The sequence below is a fragment of the Paraburkholderia sediminicola genome (assembly GCF_046027355.1).
Taxonomy (GTDB): Bacteria; Pseudomonadota; Gammaproteobacteria; order Burkholderiales; family Burkholderiaceae; genus Paraburkholderia; species Paraburkholderia sediminicola_B.
Window position 1 is genome coordinate 1 of the sequence record NZ_JAQQEK010000054.1, and the last position, 17596, is coordinate 17596.

Annotated in this window: 13 protein-coding genes; 9 read left to right on the forward strand and 4 right to left on the reverse strand. The window is 63.3% G+C overall.

The genetic code is table 11. The annotated features are described in order from the left end of the window. Together PQR42_RS42855 and PQR42_RS42860 are read left to right on the forward strand one after the other, a co-directional pair. Positions 1-347, forward strand: a 347-nt coding sequence (locus PQR42_RS42855) for an RHS repeat-associated core domain-containing protein (protein ID WP_408392574.1), incomplete at its 5' end; no start/stop codon positions are given. A 16-nt stretch (positions 348-363) separates the two neighbouring features. Then, the gene (locus PQR42_RS42860) at positions 364-600 is read left to right on the forward strand and encodes a hypothetical protein (RefSeq protein WP_408392576.1); all 237 of its coding nucleotides are present in this window, start codon (positions 364-366) and stop codon (positions 598-600) included. A gap of 125 nt (positions 601-725) precedes the next feature. Here the strand turns inward: PQR42_RS42860 and PQR42_RS42865 are convergent, their stop codons facing one another. Beyond that, positions 726-2900 carry a malate synthase G gene (locus PQR42_RS42865; protein ID WP_408495699.1) on the reverse strand — a complete coding sequence of 725 codons (2175 nt, stop codon included), beginning with the start codon at positions 2898-2900 and terminating at the stop codon, positions 726-728. A gap of 117 nt (positions 2901-3017) precedes the next feature. Next, positions 3018-3422, reverse strand: a complete 405-nt coding sequence (locus PQR42_RS42870; protein WP_132374637.1) for a heme-binding protein — start codon at positions 3420-3422, stop codon at positions 3018-3020. A 341-nt stretch (positions 3423-3763) separates the two neighbouring features. Here PQR42_RS42870 and PQR42_RS42875 point away from each other — a divergent pair, with 341 nt between their 5' ends. After that, positions 3764-4639, forward strand: coding sequence for an MOSC domain-containing protein (locus PQR42_RS42875; RefSeq protein ID WP_408392581.1), 876 nt, complete (start codon positions 3764-3766; stop codon positions 4637-4639). Between the two features lie 134 nt (positions 4640-4773). Here the strand turns inward: PQR42_RS42875 and PQR42_RS42880 are convergent, their stop codons facing one another. Beyond that, complete coding sequence (locus tag PQR42_RS42880; RefSeq protein WP_408205682.1) at positions 4774-5154, reverse strand: response regulator; 381 nt, start codon at positions 5152-5154, stop codon at positions 4774-4776. 116 nt (positions 5155-5270) lie between these two features. Between PQR42_RS42880 and PQR42_RS42885 the strand changes: the two genes are divergently transcribed. Next, positions 5271-6479 carry a GAF domain-containing sensor histidine kinase gene (locus PQR42_RS42885; protein ID WP_408205681.1) on the forward strand — a complete coding sequence of 403 codons (1209 nt, stop codon included), beginning with the start codon at positions 5271-5273 and terminating at the stop codon, positions 6477-6479. Positions 6480-6524: 45 nt separating this feature from the next. Here the strand turns inward: PQR42_RS42885 and cobA are convergent, their stop codons facing one another. Further along, positions 6525-7340 (reverse strand): uroporphyrinogen-III C-methyltransferase, encoded by an 816-nt coding sequence (gene cobA, locus PQR42_RS42890; RefSeq protein WP_408392584.1) that lies wholly within the window; start codon positions 7338-7340, stop codon positions 6525-6527. Between the two features lie 706 nt (positions 7341-8046). On the opposite strand from cobA, the gene nirB reads away from it, so the two are divergent. From nirB to PQR42_RS42915, 5 genes are all read left to right on the forward strand, one after another. After that, positions 8047-10587, forward strand: a complete 2541-nt coding sequence (nirB, locus tag PQR42_RS42895; RefSeq protein ID WP_408392586.1) for a nitrite reductase large subunit NirB — start codon at positions 8047-8049, stop codon at positions 10585-10587. 32 nt (positions 10588-10619) lie between these two features. Beyond that, on the forward strand, positions 10620-10973 hold the full coding sequence (nirD, locus tag PQR42_RS42900) for a nitrite reductase small subunit NirD (RefSeq protein ID WP_408392589.1): 354 nt from the start codon (positions 10620-10622) through the stop codon (positions 10971-10973). A 42-nt stretch (positions 10974-11015) separates the two neighbouring features. After that, positions 11016-15224, forward strand: a complete 4209-nt coding sequence (locus PQR42_RS42905) for a bifunctional nitrate reductase/sulfite reductase flavoprotein subunit alpha (protein WP_408392591.1) — start codon at positions 11016-11018, stop codon at positions 15222-15224. A gap of 200 nt (positions 15225-15424) precedes the next feature. Next, positions 15425-16792 (forward strand): MFS transporter, encoded by a 1368-nt coding sequence (locus PQR42_RS42910; protein ID WP_408205676.1) that lies wholly within the window; start codon positions 15425-15427, stop codon positions 16790-16792. Between the two features lie 87 nt (positions 16793-16879). Beyond that, the gene (locus tag PQR42_RS42915) at positions 16880-17554 is read left to right on the forward strand and encodes a type IV pili methyl-accepting chemotaxis transducer N-terminal domain-containing protein (protein ID WP_408392594.1); all 675 of its coding nucleotides are present in this window, start codon (positions 16880-16882) and stop codon (positions 17552-17554) included. Positions 17555-17596 lie beyond the last annotated feature (42 nt).

The window sequence follows — 17596 nt, forward strand, 5'->3', positions numbered from 1 at the left end:
GGCGGGAGAATGATGGGACGGGGTTGTATTACTATCGGAATCGGTACTACGACCCCACAACAGCAAGATTCATTGGCGAAGATCCTATAGGCTACGCGAGTGGGCAGACGAATGCGTATGCCTATGTGGGCGGCAATCCGGTTCAAAACGTCGATCCGTTTGGTCTGGCTACGACACCGACTGCTGATGAGGTTATTTCTAGTCAATGCCAGGCGAGTGTGCGGCGCGTTTTCCCAGGGCAATATCTGGGCATGACCTTGGACGAGATAAAAGCGTTGTCGCGCAATGGAGATCGTGATGCCAAGACGGCTTGGAAGCTCTTGAACGATAGCCGGTTCAGAAAGTGAACTTGATGGAGGCGCTATGACCCACGCGCTGTACGACTTGTTGGAAGAGCTCGATAGTCGGCGGCTGTACTACAGCTTAAGTAGGCACCGTATAGACTCGGTGTTGGTTTCTTTGACGTTGCCCGGCAAGCGGATAGAGATTGATGTATTTAATGACGGAAGACTGGAGATGTCTCAGTTCGTGGGTGATGAAAGTGTCATAGACGACACGGATGAGATATTCCGGATCGTCAACGATGCGTCGAGCGGCTAAGGTTCTGACCATTGCCAAGCATCCGTGACGTAACAGAAGGGCCGCGCGAGCGGCCCTTCTGTATTTAAAGCGGCGTAACGCTGACAGCCGGCCCACGCATCCCACGCGGCCCGGCCAACCCGGCTTCAACCCTCCTTCTTCACCTCCAGCCGGAACTTATGCAACAACGGTTCCGTATACCCACTCGGCTGCTGACGACCTTCGAAAACCAGCGCTTGCGCGGCCTTGAAAGCAATCGTGTCGAACCCCGGCGCCATCGGCTTATACAGCGAATCGCCCGCGTTCTGCTCGTCGACCACCTTGGCCATGCGCTTGAACGTCTCTTCGACGAGTTCACGCGTCACCACGCCGTGATACAGCCAGTTGGCGATGTGCTGGCTGGAAATACGCAGCGTGGCACGATCTTCCATCAAACCGACGTCATGAATATCCGGCACCTTCGAGCAACCCACGCCCTGATCGATCCAACGCACCACGTAGCCGAGAATGCCCTGTGCGTTGTTGTCGATCTCGCTGCGGATCTCGTCGTCGCTCCACTTCGCCTCGGCGACGACCGGAATCGTCAGCAGGCCGTCGAGCAGTTCGTCGCGCACCTTCGCATAATCTGTGCGCTCCAGTTCCTGCTGAACCGCCTGCACGTCGACCTGGTGATAGTGCAACGCGTGCAGCGTGGCGGCCGTCGGTGAGGGCACCCATGCAGTGTTCGCACCGGCCTTCGGATGCGCGATCTTCTGTTCGAGCATGGCGTGCATCAGATCGGGCATCGCCCACATGCCCTTGCCGATCTGCGAGCGGCCGCGCAGGCCCGCGCTCAAACCGACCAGCACGTTGCTGCGCTCATAAGCAGCGATCCAGGCGCTCGACTTCATGTCGCCCTTGCGCATCATCGGACCGGCTTCCATGGCCGAGTGCATTTCGTCGCCGGTGCGGTCGAGGAAACCCGTGTTGATGAACGCGACACGCTCCGACGCTTCGGCGATACAGGCGAGCAGGTTCACGCTGGTGCGGCGCTCCTCGTCCATGATGCCCATCTTGATCGTGTTGCGCGGCAGCTTCAGCAGGTCTTCCACGCGCGCGAACAGCTCGCTCGCGAAGGCGACTTCGGCCGGGCCGTGCATCTTCGGCTTGACGATATAGATCGAGCCGGTGCGCGAATTCAACTGGTGCTTGCGGTCGTGCAACGCGCACAGCATGGTGATGACCGCGTCGAGAATGCCTTCCGGAATCTCCTGGCCGTCTTTGGTCAGGACCGCCGGATTGGTCATCAAATGACCGACGTTGCGAATGAACAGCAGCGAGCGGCCATGCAGCACGACCGGCGCGGTGCCGTTCGCGGCGGTGTACACGCGGTCGGCGTTCAGCCGGCGCGTGAAGGTCTTGCCGTTCTTCGTGACCTCTTCGGTCAGGTCGCCGGTCATCAGGCCGAGCCAGTTGCGGTAGAGCAGGACCTTGTCGTCCGCATCCACGGCCGCGACCGAGTCTTCACAATCGATGATCGTGCTCACCGCCGCTTCGACCACCACGTCCTTCACATGCGCCGAATCGGTCTTGCCGATCGAGTCGCTTGCATCGATCTGGATTTCGAAGTGCAGACCGTTGTGCTTGAGCAGCACCGCGGACGGCGCGCTCTCCTCGCCCTGATAGCCGATGAATTGCGCCGGCGTCTTCAGCTCGCTCGTGCCGTTCTTCAGCGTGACGACCAGCTTGCCGCCTTCGACGCTATAGCGCGTCGCGTCGGCATGCGAGCCATTCGCGAGCGGCGCGGCCTGGTCGAGAAACTTGCGGGCATAGGCGATCACCGCGGCGCCGCGCACCGGATTGAAGGCCTTCTGCTTTTCGGCGCCGCCGCTTTCAGGGATCGCGTCGGTGCCGTACAGCGCGTCGTACAGGCTGCCCCAGCGCGCGTTCGCCGCGTTCAGTGCATAGCGCTGATTCGACAGCGGCACCACGAGTTGCGGGCCGGCCTGTTCGGCGATTTCGGTGTCCACCTGGTCGGTCGTCGCTTTGACGCTGGCAGGCACGGGCACGATATAGCCGATGCCTTCGAGAAACGCACGGTACGCTCGCAGATCGCGCACCGGACCCGGATTGGCGTGATGCCAGTTGTCCAGTTCGGTTTGCAGGCGATCGCGCTCGGCGAGCAACGCACGGTTCTTGGGCGCCAGCTCGTGCACGAGGGCGTCGAAACCTGACCAGAATGCGGCGCTGTCGATTCCGGTGCCGGGCAGGGCTTCGGTTTCGACGAACTGGTCGAGGTTGGCGGCGACTTGCAGTCCGCCGCGCGGGTTCATCTGAGTCATCGACTGCTCCATCTATCTGAATGGGGCCGATGAGGGGGCATCGGCCCGCGTTGTGCAACGGTTAGCTTGTTTGCTTCATGGGGGCCGCTTTGGTCGGTTTGCGAACGGCTCGCAAACTCAAGCGGCGATGGCCTGAATACCGGCCTTGGCGATCTGCGCGTCCTGATCCGACTTGACGCCCGACACGCCGACCGCGCCGACCACCTGGCCGTCGACGATCACCGGCACGCCGCCTTCCAGCGTGCCTTGCAGCGGCGCGCTCAGGAAAGCGGTGCGGCCGTTGTTGATCATGTCTTCGTATACCTTGGTTTCACGGCGGCCGATCGCCGAAGTGCGGGCCTTTTCGGTCGCGATGTACGAGCTGGCCGGCGCACTGCCGTCCAGACGCAGCATGCCGAGCTGATGGCCGCCATCGTCGACCACCACGATGGCGACGGCCCACTGGTGTTTCTCGGCTTCCGCGCGGGCGGCTTCGAGGATGCGGGTCGTTTCGGCGACGGTCAACACGGGTTTGCTCAGCATAATGAATTTCCTGGTTCGGTTAGGGTAAGGATGCTTCTACACGTTCTATCCAGTGGCGCGCGCGCGGCGGCCGCGTTGATGTTCGGTGACGGCGCGGGTTGCACGCAGCCTTCCAGGATCCGCATTGTGCGCGAATGCCGCGGCGCCGGCCTTGTCTTTGCCCAAGCGCTTTGCTTGGGGATTTTACGTCCAAGCGCGGCCGGAAGAAACGGCGGCATCGCCCGGCCGGTCTTCAGCGGCTCGTTTGGCCGACATTCCGGCTGGAACGATGAGAGCGGAGGGCTTTACAATCGGGCATCAAACACAAGAATTCGCACGCTTCCCACGTGCATACCCACGCCATGCCGACCATCAGCGAGCTATTCGTCTATCCGATCAAATCCTGCGCGGGCATTGCGCTGCATGAGGCGCGGCTGCTTGCCACCGGCCTCGAATACGACCGCTGCTGGATGGTCACCGACCCTGCCGGCGCCATGCTCACGCAGCGCGCGTATCCGCGCATGGCGCTGATCAAGGTCGAAATCGGCGCCGAGGACCTCGTGATCCGCGCGCCCGGCATGAGCGAGTTGCGCACGCCGCTGGCGAGCGCGCGGCTCGAGACGCCGCACGCAGTGCAGACCAAGGTCTGGCGCGACGCGGCCTACGGGCTCGACACCGGCGAGGCATGTGCCGCGTGGTTCTCGACGTTTCTCGGCGTGCCCGCGCGCCTCTTGCGCTTCAATCCCGAACGCGAGCGCATTGTCGATCCGGACTACACTGAGTGCGTGGGCGGCGCGACCACCCATTTCGCCGATGGTTTTCCACTACTGGTGATCGGCCAGGCATCGCTCGACGATCTGAACACGCGCCTGAACGGCAAGGGCGCGCCGTCGATTCCGATCGACCGGTTCCGTCCCAACGTGGTGCTGACGGGGCTCGACGCGTACGAAGAGGACTATGTGGAGGCGCTGAGCGTCGACGGGGACAAGGGCGCGGGCGTGCAGTTGCAACTGGTCAAGCCGTGCTCGCGCTGTCCGATGCCGACCATCGACCAGGCGAAAGGCGCGCCCGATCCGGACTGGCCGAACGAGCCGACCGACACGATGAGCGTCTACCGCGCGAATCCGCAGCGAAACGGGGCGATCACGTTCGGCAACAATGCGCTCGTCGCGAGCGGGGCCGGGTCGTGGCTGCGCGTGGGGCAGGCAGTGGAAGCGGAACTGGGCTTCGGCGATTGAGGGTGATGATTGGGCAAGAACGCTCAGGACACGGTTAGAACGTCGGCCACGAAGCTGGGCGCAACGTCAGGCGCAAGTGGCGAAGACCGGCAAAAGCGGACAACAACGCGGGATTAACGCCGGGACAACACCGGCTAATGCCGGACACGCCCGGTCAACGCCGCGAGAATCACCGGCATCGGCACCGGCTTGACGAAGTGATGGTTGAAGCCCGAGCGCAGCGATTCGCTCTTTTCCTCGGCGCGCTCGAGCCCGGTGACCGCGACCAGCGTGGGCGCCGGAATATCGCCCACGTAGCGGATCCGCCGCGCCACCGCGCGCCCGTCCAGACGCGGCATTTCGACGTCCAGCAGCGCGGCCTGCGGATGCCATGCGCAGTATTGAGCCAGCGCGTCGAGGCCGTTGCGCGCGGTCCGGATCTCGAAACCATGCGCGCTGAAGTAGAGCACGTAGGCGGCCAGCAGATTCGCGTCGTCGTCGGCGATCAGAAGGCGTGCGGCTGGGTGATGGGCCATCGGATTTCCCTCAGGTTGTGTTCCTGATAGTGAGCAATTTGAAGTCCCGATAGAATCGATACTCGATAAAGTGTTTTTCCACGCCAGATCGGCAAGGGTGCGCAGTTCCGCTGCTTATGAATAAATTACCGATCGGCAACGACGGAGACGTCGACATCGCGCGCGATATCGAGGCGGTCCAGCGTATCGACGCCGTGCCTTCCATCCTGCGTATGATCTGCAAGAACACCGGCATGGGCTTTGCCGCGGTGGCCCGCGTCACGGAGCACCGCTGGACGGCGTGCGCGGTGCAGGACGAGGTGAATTTCGGTCTGGCGGTAGGCGGCGATCTGGACCTGCACACCACGCTGTGTTTCGAATCGCGCGCCGCGCGGGCTTCGATCGTCATTGACAATTTCCACACGGATCCGGTTTATCACGGCCATCACACGGCGCGGATCTACAAGCTGGGTAGTTATATTTCCGTACCGATCATTCTTCCCGACGGCAGCTATTTCGGTAATCTCTGCGCGATCGACCCCGATCCGGCCGAGGTCTCGAATCCGCGCACCTTGCGCATGTTCGAAGTGTTCGCCGAGCTGATCGCGATCCAGCTCGCCACCGAAGGCCGCCACCAGGCCACCGAGGCCGCGCTGCGTCATGAGCGGGAAAACTCCAGCCTGCGCGAGCAGTTCATCGCCGTGCTCGGTCATGATCTGCGCAATCCCTTGTCAGCGGTGAGCGCGACGGCCGAACTGCTGTCGCTGCGCAAGAACGAGCCCGATCTCGTGAAGATCGGCCAGCGTCTGAAGTCCACCACCTTGCGCATGGCTCGCCTGATCGACGACGTGATGGATTTCGCGCGCGGCCGGCTCGGCTCGGGCATCGGCGTGTCGATCGACGACGTCGACGATCTGGCGATGGCGCTGCGAGTGGTGGTCGCCGAAGTGCGCGAGGCCAATCCGGATCGGATCCTCGCCGACGATATCGCCGTCCCCGCGCGGGTGCGCTGCGACCGCACTCGTGTGCAGCAGTTGCTCTCGAACCTGCTCGGCAACGCGGTGACGCATGGCGCGGCGGAGTTCCCGGTGCGAGTGCGGGCACGCATCGAAGACGACGAACTCATGCTGAGTGTCCTGAACGGCGGCAATGCCATTGCGCCGGAGAGCCTGAGCAAGGTTTTCGAACCCTACTGGCGGCCGGCGACCAGCAAGCCCGGCGGTGGCCTCGGACTCGGGCTCTATATCTGCAAGCAGATCGTGAGCGCGCATGGCGGCACGCTGGAAGTCAGATCGTCCGCGCAAGAGGGCACGTGCTTCGTCGCGAGACTGCCTACAGGCGTTTGAGCGTAGCGGGCGAATTGAGCGGTTGAGAAGCGCGCAGACCGCTCATCATGCGGCCTGTGCAATTGCCTCGCGCGCGTTCGGCATGTCAGTCTGCATCGCGGCCGCTTCGTCGCGCCATGCGTTATCTCCCGCCCACGCATGCTCGACGCTTTCGCCGATCGCGCCGCCCACCAGAATCACCGCGGGGCTGCCGAAGCCCGCGCGCGTCGCATCCGCGGCGAGCCGGTCGAGGCGGCTCACGAGACGCCGCTCGTTGCTGCCACCGGCCCATTGCACGACGGCTGCGGGCGTATCGGCCGGCAGACTCGCGAGCAACGCGGTCGCAATACTGTCGATGCGCCGCATCCCCATATAGATCGCCAACGTGGTGCGCGTCGCGGCCAACGCGGCCCAGTCCGGCTCGCCGTGATCTTCCGTATGCGCGGTCACGAAACTCACGCCGTGACAATGACGGCGATGCGTGAGCGAAATGCCGAGCCCCGCGGCGGCCGCGAACCCCGACGAGATCCCGTTGACGATTTCCACCGGAATGCCGGCGCCGCGCAAGACCGCGAGCTCTTCACCGGCGCGTCCGAACAGCAGCGCTTCGCCACCTTTCACCCGCACCACGTGCAAGCCCTTGAGCGCATAGCGCCGCATCAGCCGCTCGATAAACGCTTGCGGCGTGGACCGGCAACCGCCGCGCTTGCCGACGCGAATCACGCGTGCTTGCGGCGCCAGCGTCACGATCTCGGGATTCGCGAGGTCGTCGAGCAGCACGACATCGGCGGCGGCCAGCGCTTTGGCGGCCTTCAGCGTAAGCAGATCGAGGTCGCCGGGGCCGGCGCTCAATAAGGTGACCTTGCCGGTATTCGTGTTCATCGCGGGATCTATCACGGTGTCCTTCGCTTCTGTGTCGGCCGGCGATCGCTGTTTCGCCGGCGCCAAATAAAAAACGGCGTCCGCTCGTGATACTCACGAGGGGACGCCGTTGTCCGATTACTGCATGGTGTGCTGCTCTGCCGCTTCGCTTCAAGGGCGGTAAAACACAGCGTTGTGTTTCGTCCGCATGGTGTGTGCGACATGTCGTGGCGGCTGCGTTGCCGCCATGAGCTCGCCACTGCTCATGCAAGGACCACGCCACCTATCGGCGAAGAGCGCTTCACGCCTTGCCACGCCTCGCGAATAACGCCTCCGACGCTCGCGCCACGCACCGTTCGCGGGCCCGCACCTCGCACGTGCAGGGTGCTGCGTCGCACCATCCATGTGCTTCGCTGCATCAAAACGCGTCGTGCGCCCGCTGCGCCGCACACGCGTGCCATTCGTCGCAAAGCCCCGCACCACGGCCTCGTCACGGGCATTTTGTGCAGCTGGCACAGGCTTTGCGTTAAGCCTTGCCATCGGATCAACGTGGATCCGGCGCGAGTGCAACACAAAGTACTCGCTGCAGGACAGGTCAGGACAACGGCGTCCCCCGAATTCAGTCATCGACTGGGTTCGCGGGACGCCGTTTTTATTTCCGGAATTCGTTTTCGCCACATGCCATACGGCGTCGCTCGCAACCCAGCACATTGAGGAAACCGCGGTCATGAAAATCATCGTTATCGGTCACGGGATGGTCGGTCACAAACTGGTCGAGTGCCTCGCACACGACGCCGCGCACGGACTCGACATCACGGTGCTGTGCGAGGAATCGCGGCCGGCCTACGACCGCGTGCACCTGTCCGAGTTTTTCGCGGGCAAGACGGCGGACGATCTGTCGCTGGTCGAACCGGGCTTCTTCGAACGCCAGAACGTGTTGCTCAAGCTGAACGCGAAGGCCGTGGCGATCGATCGCGATGCGCGCACCGTGACGGTGTCGACGGGCGAAACGCTGCCTTATGACAAGCTGGTTTTCGCCACCGGCTCCTATCCGTTCGTGCCGCCCGTGCAGGGCCGTGAGCGAGTCGATTGCTTCGTGTACCGAACCATCGACGACCTCGAAGCGATGCGCGAATGCGGCGCGCGTTCGAAGACGGGTACGGTGGTCGGCGGAGGACTGCTCGGTCTCGAATGCGCGAAGGCGCTGCGCGACATGGGCCTGCAAACGCACGTGGTCGAATTCGCGCCGCGTCTGATGGCCGTGCAGGTGGACGACGGCGGCGGCCGCGTGTTGCGCACCAAGATCGAAGAACTGGGCGTGACGGTGCATACGCAGAAGAACACCACGGCGATCGTCGACGGCGAGGCGGGCACGCACCGCATGCAATTCGGGGACGGCAGCCACCTCGATACCGACATGATCGTGTTCTCCGCGGGCATCCGTCCGCGTGACGACCTGGCGCGCGCAAGCGGCCTGACGCTCGGCCCGCGCGGCGGCATCGTGATCGACAACGCGTGCCGCACGAGCGATCCGCACATCTATGCGATCGGCGAATGCGCGTTGTGGAACGGTCAACTGTTCGGCCTCGTTGCCCCGGGCTACGACATGGCCCGCGCGGTGGCAAAGCAATTGCTCGGTGACACGGCCGAATTCGCCGGCGCCGACATGAGCACCAAACTCAAGCTGATGGGCGTGGACGTGGCGAGCATCGGCGACGCGCACGGCAACACGCCGGGCAGCCGCGCCTACCAGTTCAGCGACGAACGCAAGCAGGTCTACAAGAAGCTGGTGGTGTCGGAGTGCGGCAAATATCTGCTGGGCGGCGTGATGGTGGGCGACGCCGGCGAATACGGCACGCTGTTGCAGATGATGTTGAACCGCATCGAACTGCCGGCGTCGCCTGAATTCCTGATCCTGCCGCAAGCGGATGGCAATGCGAAGCCCGCGCTCGGCGTCGATTCCTTGCCCGCTTCCGCGCAAATCTGTTCGTGCAACAACGTCTCGAAGGGCGAGTTGTGCGCCGCCGTTTGCGCGGGCGCGACCGACATCGGCGCTTTGAAATGCGCGACGACCGCCGGCACCTCGTGCGGCGGTTGCGTGCCGCTCGTCACGCAGGTGATGAAGGCCGAGATGAAGAAGCAGGGCCTCGCGGTCAACAACCACGTCTGCGAACACTTCGCGTATTCGCGGCAGGAGCTGTATCACATCGTGCGTGTGGAAGGTGTGCGCAGCTTCGGCGAACTGCTCGCGAAGCACGGTCACGGCCTCGGCTGCGATATCTGCAAGCCGGTGGTGGCGAGCGTGCTCGCGTCGTGCTGGAACGAGTTCGTGCTGAAGAAGGAGCACGCCTCGCTGCAGGACACCAACGACTACTACCTCGCCAACATTCAGCGCGACGGCACCTATTCGGTCGTGCCGCGCATGGCGGGCGGCGAAGTCACGCCCGACGGTTTGATCGCGGTCGGTCAGGTGGCCAAGAAATACGGCCTCTACACGAAGATCACCGGCGGTCAGCGCGTCGATCTGTTCGGCGCGCGCGTCGAGCAACTGCCGCTCATCTGGGAAGAACTGATCGCCGCCGGTTTCGAATCCGGCCATGCCTACGGCAAGTCGCTGCGCACCGTGAAGTCGTGTGTCGGTTCGACGTGGTGCCGCTACGGCGTCGGCGATTCGGTGGGTCTCGCGGTCGAGATCGAGAACCGCTACAAGGGCCTGCGTACGCCGCACAAGATCAAGTTCGGCGTGTCGGGCTGCACCCGCGAATGCGCTGAAGCACAGGGCAAGGACGTCGGCATCATCGCGACCGAAAAGGGCTGGAATCTCTATGTGTGCGGCAACGGCGGCATGAAGCCGCGCCACGCCGAACTGCTCGCGTCGGACCTCGATAAGGAGACGCTGGTGCGCTACATCGACCGTTTCCTGATGTTCTACGTGCGCACCGCGGACCGTCTGCAACGCACCAGCGTGTGGCGCGAGAGTCTCGAAGGCGGCCTCGACTATCTGATCGACGTGGTCGTCAACGATCGTCTCGGCGTGGCCGACGAACTCGAGTCGGAGATGCAGCACGTGGTCGACACCTACGAGTGCGAATGGAAGAAGGCCGTCACCGATCCCGAAACGCGCAAGCGCTTCCGTCATTTCGTCAACAGCGGCGAGTCGGACAGCAACGTCGCTTTCGTCGAGGAGCGCGGCCAGATCCGGCCGGCCACGCCCGCCGAGCGGCGCTCGAAGCTCGCTGCGATTCCCGTTGTCGTCGAAACCGTTTGATTGAACCGCACCATTCACCGAGGACTTCCGCCATGAACAACGATCGCCTGCCACGCTCCTGGACGCCGATTTGCCCGCTCGACGACATCGTGCCCAACACGGGTGTTTGCGCGCTCGTCAACGGCGAACAGGTCGCAGTTTTTCACGTGAACAACGGTGACGCGGACAGCATCGTGTACGCGATCGAAAACTTCGATCCGGGCTCGCAGGCGGCGGTGCTCTCGCGCGGATTGATCGGCAGTCTCGGCGAACGCATCGTCGTGGCCTCGCCGATCTACAAGCATCACTTCGATCTGAGCACAGGCGAGTGCCTCGAAACACCGGCGCACTCCGTCGGCGCGTTCGCCGCGCGCGTGGAAAACGGCCAGGTGTGGGTCGCGGTTTGAGCCACTGATTGTCTGAAATCCTTTTGAACGACGTTGCCCTACATGTCCTCTACTAGCGTAAAAACCGTGTGCCCTTACTGCGGCGTTGGCTGCGGCATGGTGCTGCACGTCGAGGACGGCCAGGTCGTGAAAATCTCCGGCGACAAGGAGCATCCGGCCAATTTCGGTCGGCTATGCACGAAGGGCCAGTCGGCGCATGTCGCGTTGCGCAAGTCGGGGCGTCTCGAAGGCGCGTTCGTGCGCCATGCGCGCGGCCAGGACCCGGCGCCGCTGCCGATGGCGCAGGCGATCAGCACCACGGCAGCGCGTTTGCGCGGCCTGCTCGATGAGCATGGGCCGGACGCGCTATCGTTCTATGTCTCCGGCCAGATGTCGATCGAGGCGCAGTACCTCGTCAACAAACTCGCCAAGGGTTTTGTCGGCACCAACAACATCGAATCGAATTCGCGCCTGTGCATGTCGAGCGCGGGCAGCGGCTACAAACTCTCGCTCGGCGCGGACGGCCCGCCGGGATCGTACGAAGACATCGATCACGCCGACCTGTTCTTCGTGATCGGCGCGAATATGGCCGACTGTCACCCGATTCTGTTTCTGCGCATGATGGATCGCGTGAAGGCCGGCGCCAAACTGATCGTCGTCGATCCGCGCCGCAATACGACCGCTGAGAAGGCCGACCTCTTCATGCAGATCAAGCCGGGCACCGATCTCGCGTTGCTCAACGGCCTGCTGCATCTGCTGCACGAAAACGGCCATACGGATGCCACTTTTATCGCAGAGGCTACCGAAGGCTGGGATGCAATGCCCGGGTTTCTCGCCGGGTACACACCAGAGAACGTCGCGCGGATCACCGGCCTCGCCGTCGAAAAGATCCGCGAAGCCGCGCGGATGATCGGCACCGCCCGCGAGTGGATCAGCTGCTGGACCATGGGCCTGAATCAGAGCACGCACGGCACGTGGCACACCAACGCAATCTGCAACCTGCATCTGGCGACGGGCAAGATTTGCCGGCGCGGCAGCGGCCCGTTTTCGCTGACGGGCCAGCCCAATGCGATGGGCGGCCGCGAGATGGGTTACATGGGACCGGGATTGCCGGGTCAGCGTTCGGTGCTCGTCGAGGAAGACCGTGCCTTTATCGAAGAGCTGTGGCGCATTCCGAAGGGCTCGCTCAAGTCCCAGGTCGGCAACGGCACGATCGATATGTTCACGCGCATGGCCGCGGGTGAGATCAAGGCATGCTGGATCATCTGCACGAATCCGGTGGCGAGCGTGGCGAATCGTCAGAACGTGATCGACGGACTGAGCGCGGCGCAACTCGTGATCGCGCAGGACGCGTTTCTCGATACCGAGACCAATCGCTACGCCGACGTGCTCTTGCCCGGCGCGCTGTGGGCCGAGGCCGAAGGCGTGATGATCAACTCCGAGCGCAATCTCACGTTGATGCAAAAGGGCATCGAACCGCCGGGCGCCGCGCTGCCGGACTGGCAGATCATCGCGCGTGTCGCGTGTGAAATGGGTTTTGCCGATGCCTTTACCTACACGAGCGCCGAGGAAGTCTTCGCGGAAATCACTCGCGCGTCGAATCCGAAGACTGGCTACGACCTGCGCGGCGCAAGCCATCGCCGGTTGAAGGAAACGCCGTTGCAATGGCCGCTTGCATCGGCTGATTCAGCCGATCGCAATCCGGTTCGCTACCTCAACGACGGCGTGAGTCAAACGCTCAAGGAACAGCCCGACGGCAGCCGTCCGCGGCTCGTGTTTCCGACGGCGAGCGGCAAGGCGGTGTTCTTCGCGCGCGCTTACGCTGCGCCGGCTGAACTGCCGGATCGTGAATTTCCGATTGTGCTGAATACGGGCCGCCTGCAGCATCAATGGCACACGATGACCAAGACCGGCAAGGTCGCGATGCTCAACAAGCTGAACCCGGGCCCGTTCGTCGAGATTCATCCCGAAGATGCCGTGACGCTCGGCATCAAGGCAAAAGACCCGGTGGAGATTCGTTCGCGCCGCGGCCGCGCGGTGTTGCCGGCTGTCGTGACGGAACGCGTGAGCGCGGGTCAATGCTTCGCGCCGATGCACTGGAACGACGTATTCGGCGACGACCTGTGCATCAACGCCGTGACGAGCGACGCCATCGACCCGGTCTCGCAGCAGCCCGAACTCAAGTTTTGCGCGGTCGCGCTGAGCCCGGTGGCGGCTGGGCGCGTCGGGCCTTTCGTGAATGACGACGATGCATCGCAAACCGATGCATCCGTTGCGGTTGCCGCGAGCGCTGCGCCAGCCAACACCGTATCGGCAAGCGCCGAGGATCTGGATATGCCCCGTATCGATGCACTCACCAGCCTGTTGCAGTTGCCGCCGACATCCGCACCTTCGTTCACCGACCAGGAGCGCGTCTATCTGGCCGGCTTCGTGAGCGGACTGCGTTCGGCGGAAGCGCAAGGCATCGACCGTGCGCCGGTTCTGCCGGGTAATGCGCCGTTCGATACGACAAGCCGCCTTTACGTCGACGGTCTGTTGGCCGGTCTCTATAGCCGCAGTGCGACCGTTCCGGCTGCTGCGCTGACAACGCCGCAGGCAGCGTCGAATGCAGAGGCATCGCACGCATCCGGCGTACGGATCGTGCGCGCACGGCCAAAGGTCACGCTGCTGTGGGCGTCGCAAACCGGCAACACCGAGTCACTGACCGAAGCCTATGCCACGCGTTTGATGGAGTCGGGCTTTGAAATCCGCACCTCGTGCATGGCGGACTATCAAGCCGCGACGCTCGCCAAAGCCCAATACGTGCTGCTGATGACGAGCACCTTCGGCGACGGCGATCCACCCGACAACGCACAGAGTCTGTGGACGCAATTGTGCGGCGAGAGCGCGCCGCGACTCGACGGCGTGCGCTTCGCGGTGCTCGCGCTCGGCGATCGCAATTACGACCAGTTCTGCGGCCACGGCCGCCGCCTCGATGAGCGACTCGCCGGGCAAGGCGCGCTGCGCTTGATGGAGCGCGTCGATTGCGATAGCGAGTATCAGGAGAGCGCGGACGCGTGGCTCGAACGCATCATCGTGCGCATCAAGGAAGAGGACGCCGCGCTGTATGCCGTGCCGCCGGGCGGCATGATCAACGCGGTGGTGCCGGGCACGGTGCCGACCAAAACGCGGCCGGCCGCATCGCGGCTCGTCAGCAATCTGCGCCTGAACAAGCAGGGCGCGGCGAAAGACACGCGCTATTTTTCGCTGAGCACGAACGGCTCGGGACTCGAATACGAAGCAGGCGATGCGCTCGGCGTATGGCCGAGCAACTGCCCGGAACTCGTCGACGAATTGATCACGCTGAGCGGCGTGAGCGCGGATGCCGTGGTGAACGTGTCAGGCGTTGGCGAGATGCGTCTTGCCGATGCACTCGGCAAGCACTACGAGATCGCGCGCCCGAATCCCGATCTGCTCGCGTTCGTCGCCGCGCGCAGCAACAACGGCGCGCTGCGCGATCTGCTGTCGCCCGAGCGCAAGACCGACCTCAAGCAATGGTTGTGGGGACAGCAGATCGCCGACGTGCTGCACGAATTTCCAGTGAGCCTCACGGCCGCCGAATTGACCGGCACGCTCAAGCGTCTGCAGCCGCGTCTGTATTCGATCGCATCGAGCCCGAAGGCGCACGCCGGAGAAGTTCATCTGACCGTTGCCGCGGTGCGCTACAGCAATGGCCGCCGTCATCGCAAAGGCGTGTCGTCGACGTTTCTCGCCGACCGTGCGGGCGATGTCAACGTGCCCGTGTTCGTGCAGAAGTCCGCACACTTTCGTCCTCCTCATGGTTCGGATACGCCGATGATCATGGTCGGCCCCGGCACCGGCGTTGCACCGTTTCGCAGCTTTCTGCACGAGCGGCGTGCATGCGGCGACACGGGCCGCAACTGGCTCTTCTTCGGCGAGCAGCACGCCGCCTCCGATTTCTACTATCGCGACGAACTCGAATCGATGCGCGACAGCGGCGTGCTGAACCGGCTCGATGTCGCGTTCTCACGCGATCAGGCGGACAAGGTCTATGTGCAGGACCGTATGCGCGAGCAGGGTGCGCAATTGTGGTCATGGCTCGAAGACGGTGCGCATTTCTACGTATGCGGCGACGCCAACCGGATGGCGAAGGATGTCGACGCGGCGCTCAAGGAAGTGGTGGCCCAACACGGCGGCATGAGCGATGAAAAAGCCCTCGAATATGTGAACCGCCTCGCGCAGGAAAAGCGCTACGCACGCGACGTTTATTGATAGACGCACGCTTGTCAGCGCAACGGACGCGCTCGCCGTTTCAGGATTTCAAAGAGTGCGCAGTACAGCTTCAAAAGACGAAGCCGCATGGCATGGAGGTTGCATGGTTATGCCGGTTTTCAACATCGTGATCATTCCGGTGCGTGGCGCGTAGCGCGATCTGCCGGATAGTCGAAAAATCAGCTTTGTGAGGATATCTGATGAAAAACGTGATGAGCTCCCTAAAGAGTGGGGACTGGCGCGCGCTAGTGGCGTGTTTCCTCTATTTCGACACTGGCTTTACCGTCTGGGTCCTGTATGGACCGCTCGCGCCGTTCATCAGCAAGAGCATCGCGATGACGCCCGCGCAGCAAGGTTTGCTGGTCGCCGTGCCGGTGCTCTCCGCCGCGATTCTGCGCGTGACGCTCGGTAACCTGTATCAATCCGCGCACGGCAAGCGCATCGCGCTGATGGGCGTGCTGTTGTCGGCGGTGCCGACCATCGTGTTGCCGTTGATGCCGTCCGTGCCGTCGTACACGGTGCTGCTGGTGCTCGGCGTATTTCTCGGCGTCGGCGGCGCCAGTTTCGCCGTGGCGCTGCCGATGGCGGGCAGCAACTATCCGCCGAAGGTGCAAGGCCTCGTGTTGGGCCTCGCCGCGGCCGGCAATATCGGTGCGGTGCTCGACGGGTTTCTGTTCCCGCAACTGGCCACGCACTATGGTTGGCAGATGGCCGCCGGCGGCGCACTGCCGTTGCTCGCGATCGCGGCGATCACGCTGTATTTCTGGGCCAACGATTCCGGCGTGAAAACGGGTAGCGTGCTGCGCGCATTCGGCAGCTTCGCGGTGACGCTGGTCGGATTGATCGTGCTGGTGCTGCTGGTCGAGGCGGGTATGTTCGGCTCCGGCAAGACGGGTGTGCTGCTGTTGCCGGTGATCGGTGCCTTGCTGGCGATCGCGGTGTTGCCCAAGCGCTATCGCGCGGTGCTGGCCGAGCGTGACACGTGGGCGATCATGCTGGTGTACAGCATTACGTTCGGCGGTTTCGTCGGCATGTCCTCGTATGTTTCGCTGCTTTTGACCAACCTCTATCAGCTCTCGAAGATCGACGCGGGCCTCTTCATGGCGCTGCTCGCCGCGACTGGCGCGATGGTGCGTCCGCTCGGCGGCCTGATCGCCGACAAGGTGTCCGGCGTGCGCGCGTTGACCTTCCTGCTCGCGATCATCTCGCTGTGCGACTTCGTGTTCGCCGCGGTCATGCCTACCATCGCCGGCGGTATCGCGCTGCTGTTGTGCCTGTATGTGGCCTTCGGTCTCGGCAACGGCGCGACCTTCCAGTTGGTGCCGCATCGCTGGGCGGGCCGCACGGGGCTGATGTCGGGCATCGTCGGGGCGGCGGGTGGCATCGGCGGATTCTATCTGCCTGTCGTGATGGGTATCGCGAAGGAAAGCACGGGCAGCTATCAGATGGGCTTCGCGACGTTTGGCGCGCTGGCGGCATGCGCGTTCGTCGCGATTGTCGCGCTGCGCCGTCCGTGGATGGCGTGGTCGATGCACTCCGGTGTGATGCACGCACACGCAACGGAGTAATGCAGTAATCCGAACAATCCGCGCCTCCACGCCGACGTGGAGGCGCGGATCGCACGACGGGGCCGATCAAAATCAAAAGAAGTCCACATGAGCATCACGACAGAACGGGTTCACGCACCACCGTCCGATGCGGACGTCTCCAGCGAGGTGTTGAGCTCGTTGATCAATTTGGCGGGGCGTCAGCGGATGCTTTCGCAGCGCATCGTGTTGAAAGCGATGCTGGCGTTTCAACAGTTCGACGGCGCGCTGGCGATCTCGCGCGATACCTTGAATACGTTTGCCGACAGTCATACGGTGCTGACTCAAGGCCGCGACGGTTTGCCCGGTCTGTTTTCGCCAGCGTTGCGCGAGGCATTTCATGGTCGCGAAAATGTGGCCAGGAAAATCGCGGACTTTATCGCACTGGCTTCGACGGCGTTGGACGCGATCGGGCGCGTTTCACCGCGCGCGGATGATGCGCTCAAGGCCCTGGTCGATTCCGTCGATCCGTTGTTGACCCATCTGCATGGCGTCACGGCTGTCTACGAACAGGAAAGCCGACGCATAGCGCGTTTGCAGAAAAAAGAGCAACAGCAGTTGATCGAGCGGATCAAGGCGATCGCGAAAGAAGCGCATATCGTCTCGTTCAACGGTCAGATCGTGGCGAGCCGCGCGCATGTGACCGGCCGAGAGTTCGCCGTGGTGGCCGGCGTGATGACGTCGATCACGAGGGAACTGGAGGCCGTGGTGAGCGCGTTCGTGAAGAAAACGTCGGCGGGATGAGCCACGCAGTGCCGCGTTATTACCGTATGCTTGGCGTTTTCT

Excerpts from the sequence above, each read along its gene's own strand:
- PQR42_RS42860 (WP_408392576.1), top strand. The coding sequence starts at position 364 with ATGACCCACGCGCTGTACGACTTGTTGGAAGAGCTCGATAGTCGGCGG.
- PQR42_RS42865 (WP_408495699.1), bottom strand. The coding sequence starts at position 2,900 with ATGACTCAGATGAACCCGCGCGGCGGACTGCAAGTCGCCGCCAACCTC.
- PQR42_RS42870 (WP_132374637.1), bottom strand. The coding sequence starts at position 3,422 with ATGCTGAGCAAACCCGTGTTGACCGTCGCCGAAACGACCCGCATCCTC.
- PQR42_RS42875 (WP_408392581.1), top strand. The coding sequence starts at position 3,764 with ATGCCGACCATCAGCGAGCTATTCGTCTATCCGATCAAATCCTGCGCG.
- PQR42_RS42880 (WP_408205682.1), bottom strand. The coding sequence starts at position 5,154 with ATGGCCCATCACCCAGCCGCACGCCTTCTGATCGCCGACGACGACGCG.
- PQR42_RS42885 (WP_408205681.1), top strand. The coding sequence starts at position 5,271 with ATGAATAAATTACCGATCGGCAACGACGGAGACGTCGACATCGCGCGC.
- cobA (WP_408392584.1), bottom strand. The coding sequence starts at position 7,340 with ATGAACACGAATACCGGCAAGGTCACCTTATTGAGCGCCGGCCCCGGC.
- nirB (WP_408392586.1), top strand. The coding sequence starts at position 8,047 with ATGAAAATCATCGTTATCGGTCACGGGATGGTCGGTCACAAACTGGTC.
- nirD (WP_408392589.1), top strand. The coding sequence starts at position 10,620 with ATGAACAACGATCGCCTGCCACGCTCCTGGACGCCGATTTGCCCGCTC.
- PQR42_RS42905 (WP_408392591.1), top strand. The coding sequence starts at position 11,016 with ATGTCCTCTACTAGCGTAAAAACCGTGTGCCCTTACTGCGGCGTTGGC.
- PQR42_RS42910 (WP_408205676.1), top strand. The coding sequence starts at position 15,425 with ATGAAAAACGTGATGAGCTCCCTAAAGAGTGGGGACTGGCGCGCGCTA.
- PQR42_RS42915 (WP_408392594.1), top strand. The coding sequence starts at position 16,880 with ATGAGCATCACGACAGAACGGGTTCACGCACCACCGTCCGATGCGGAC.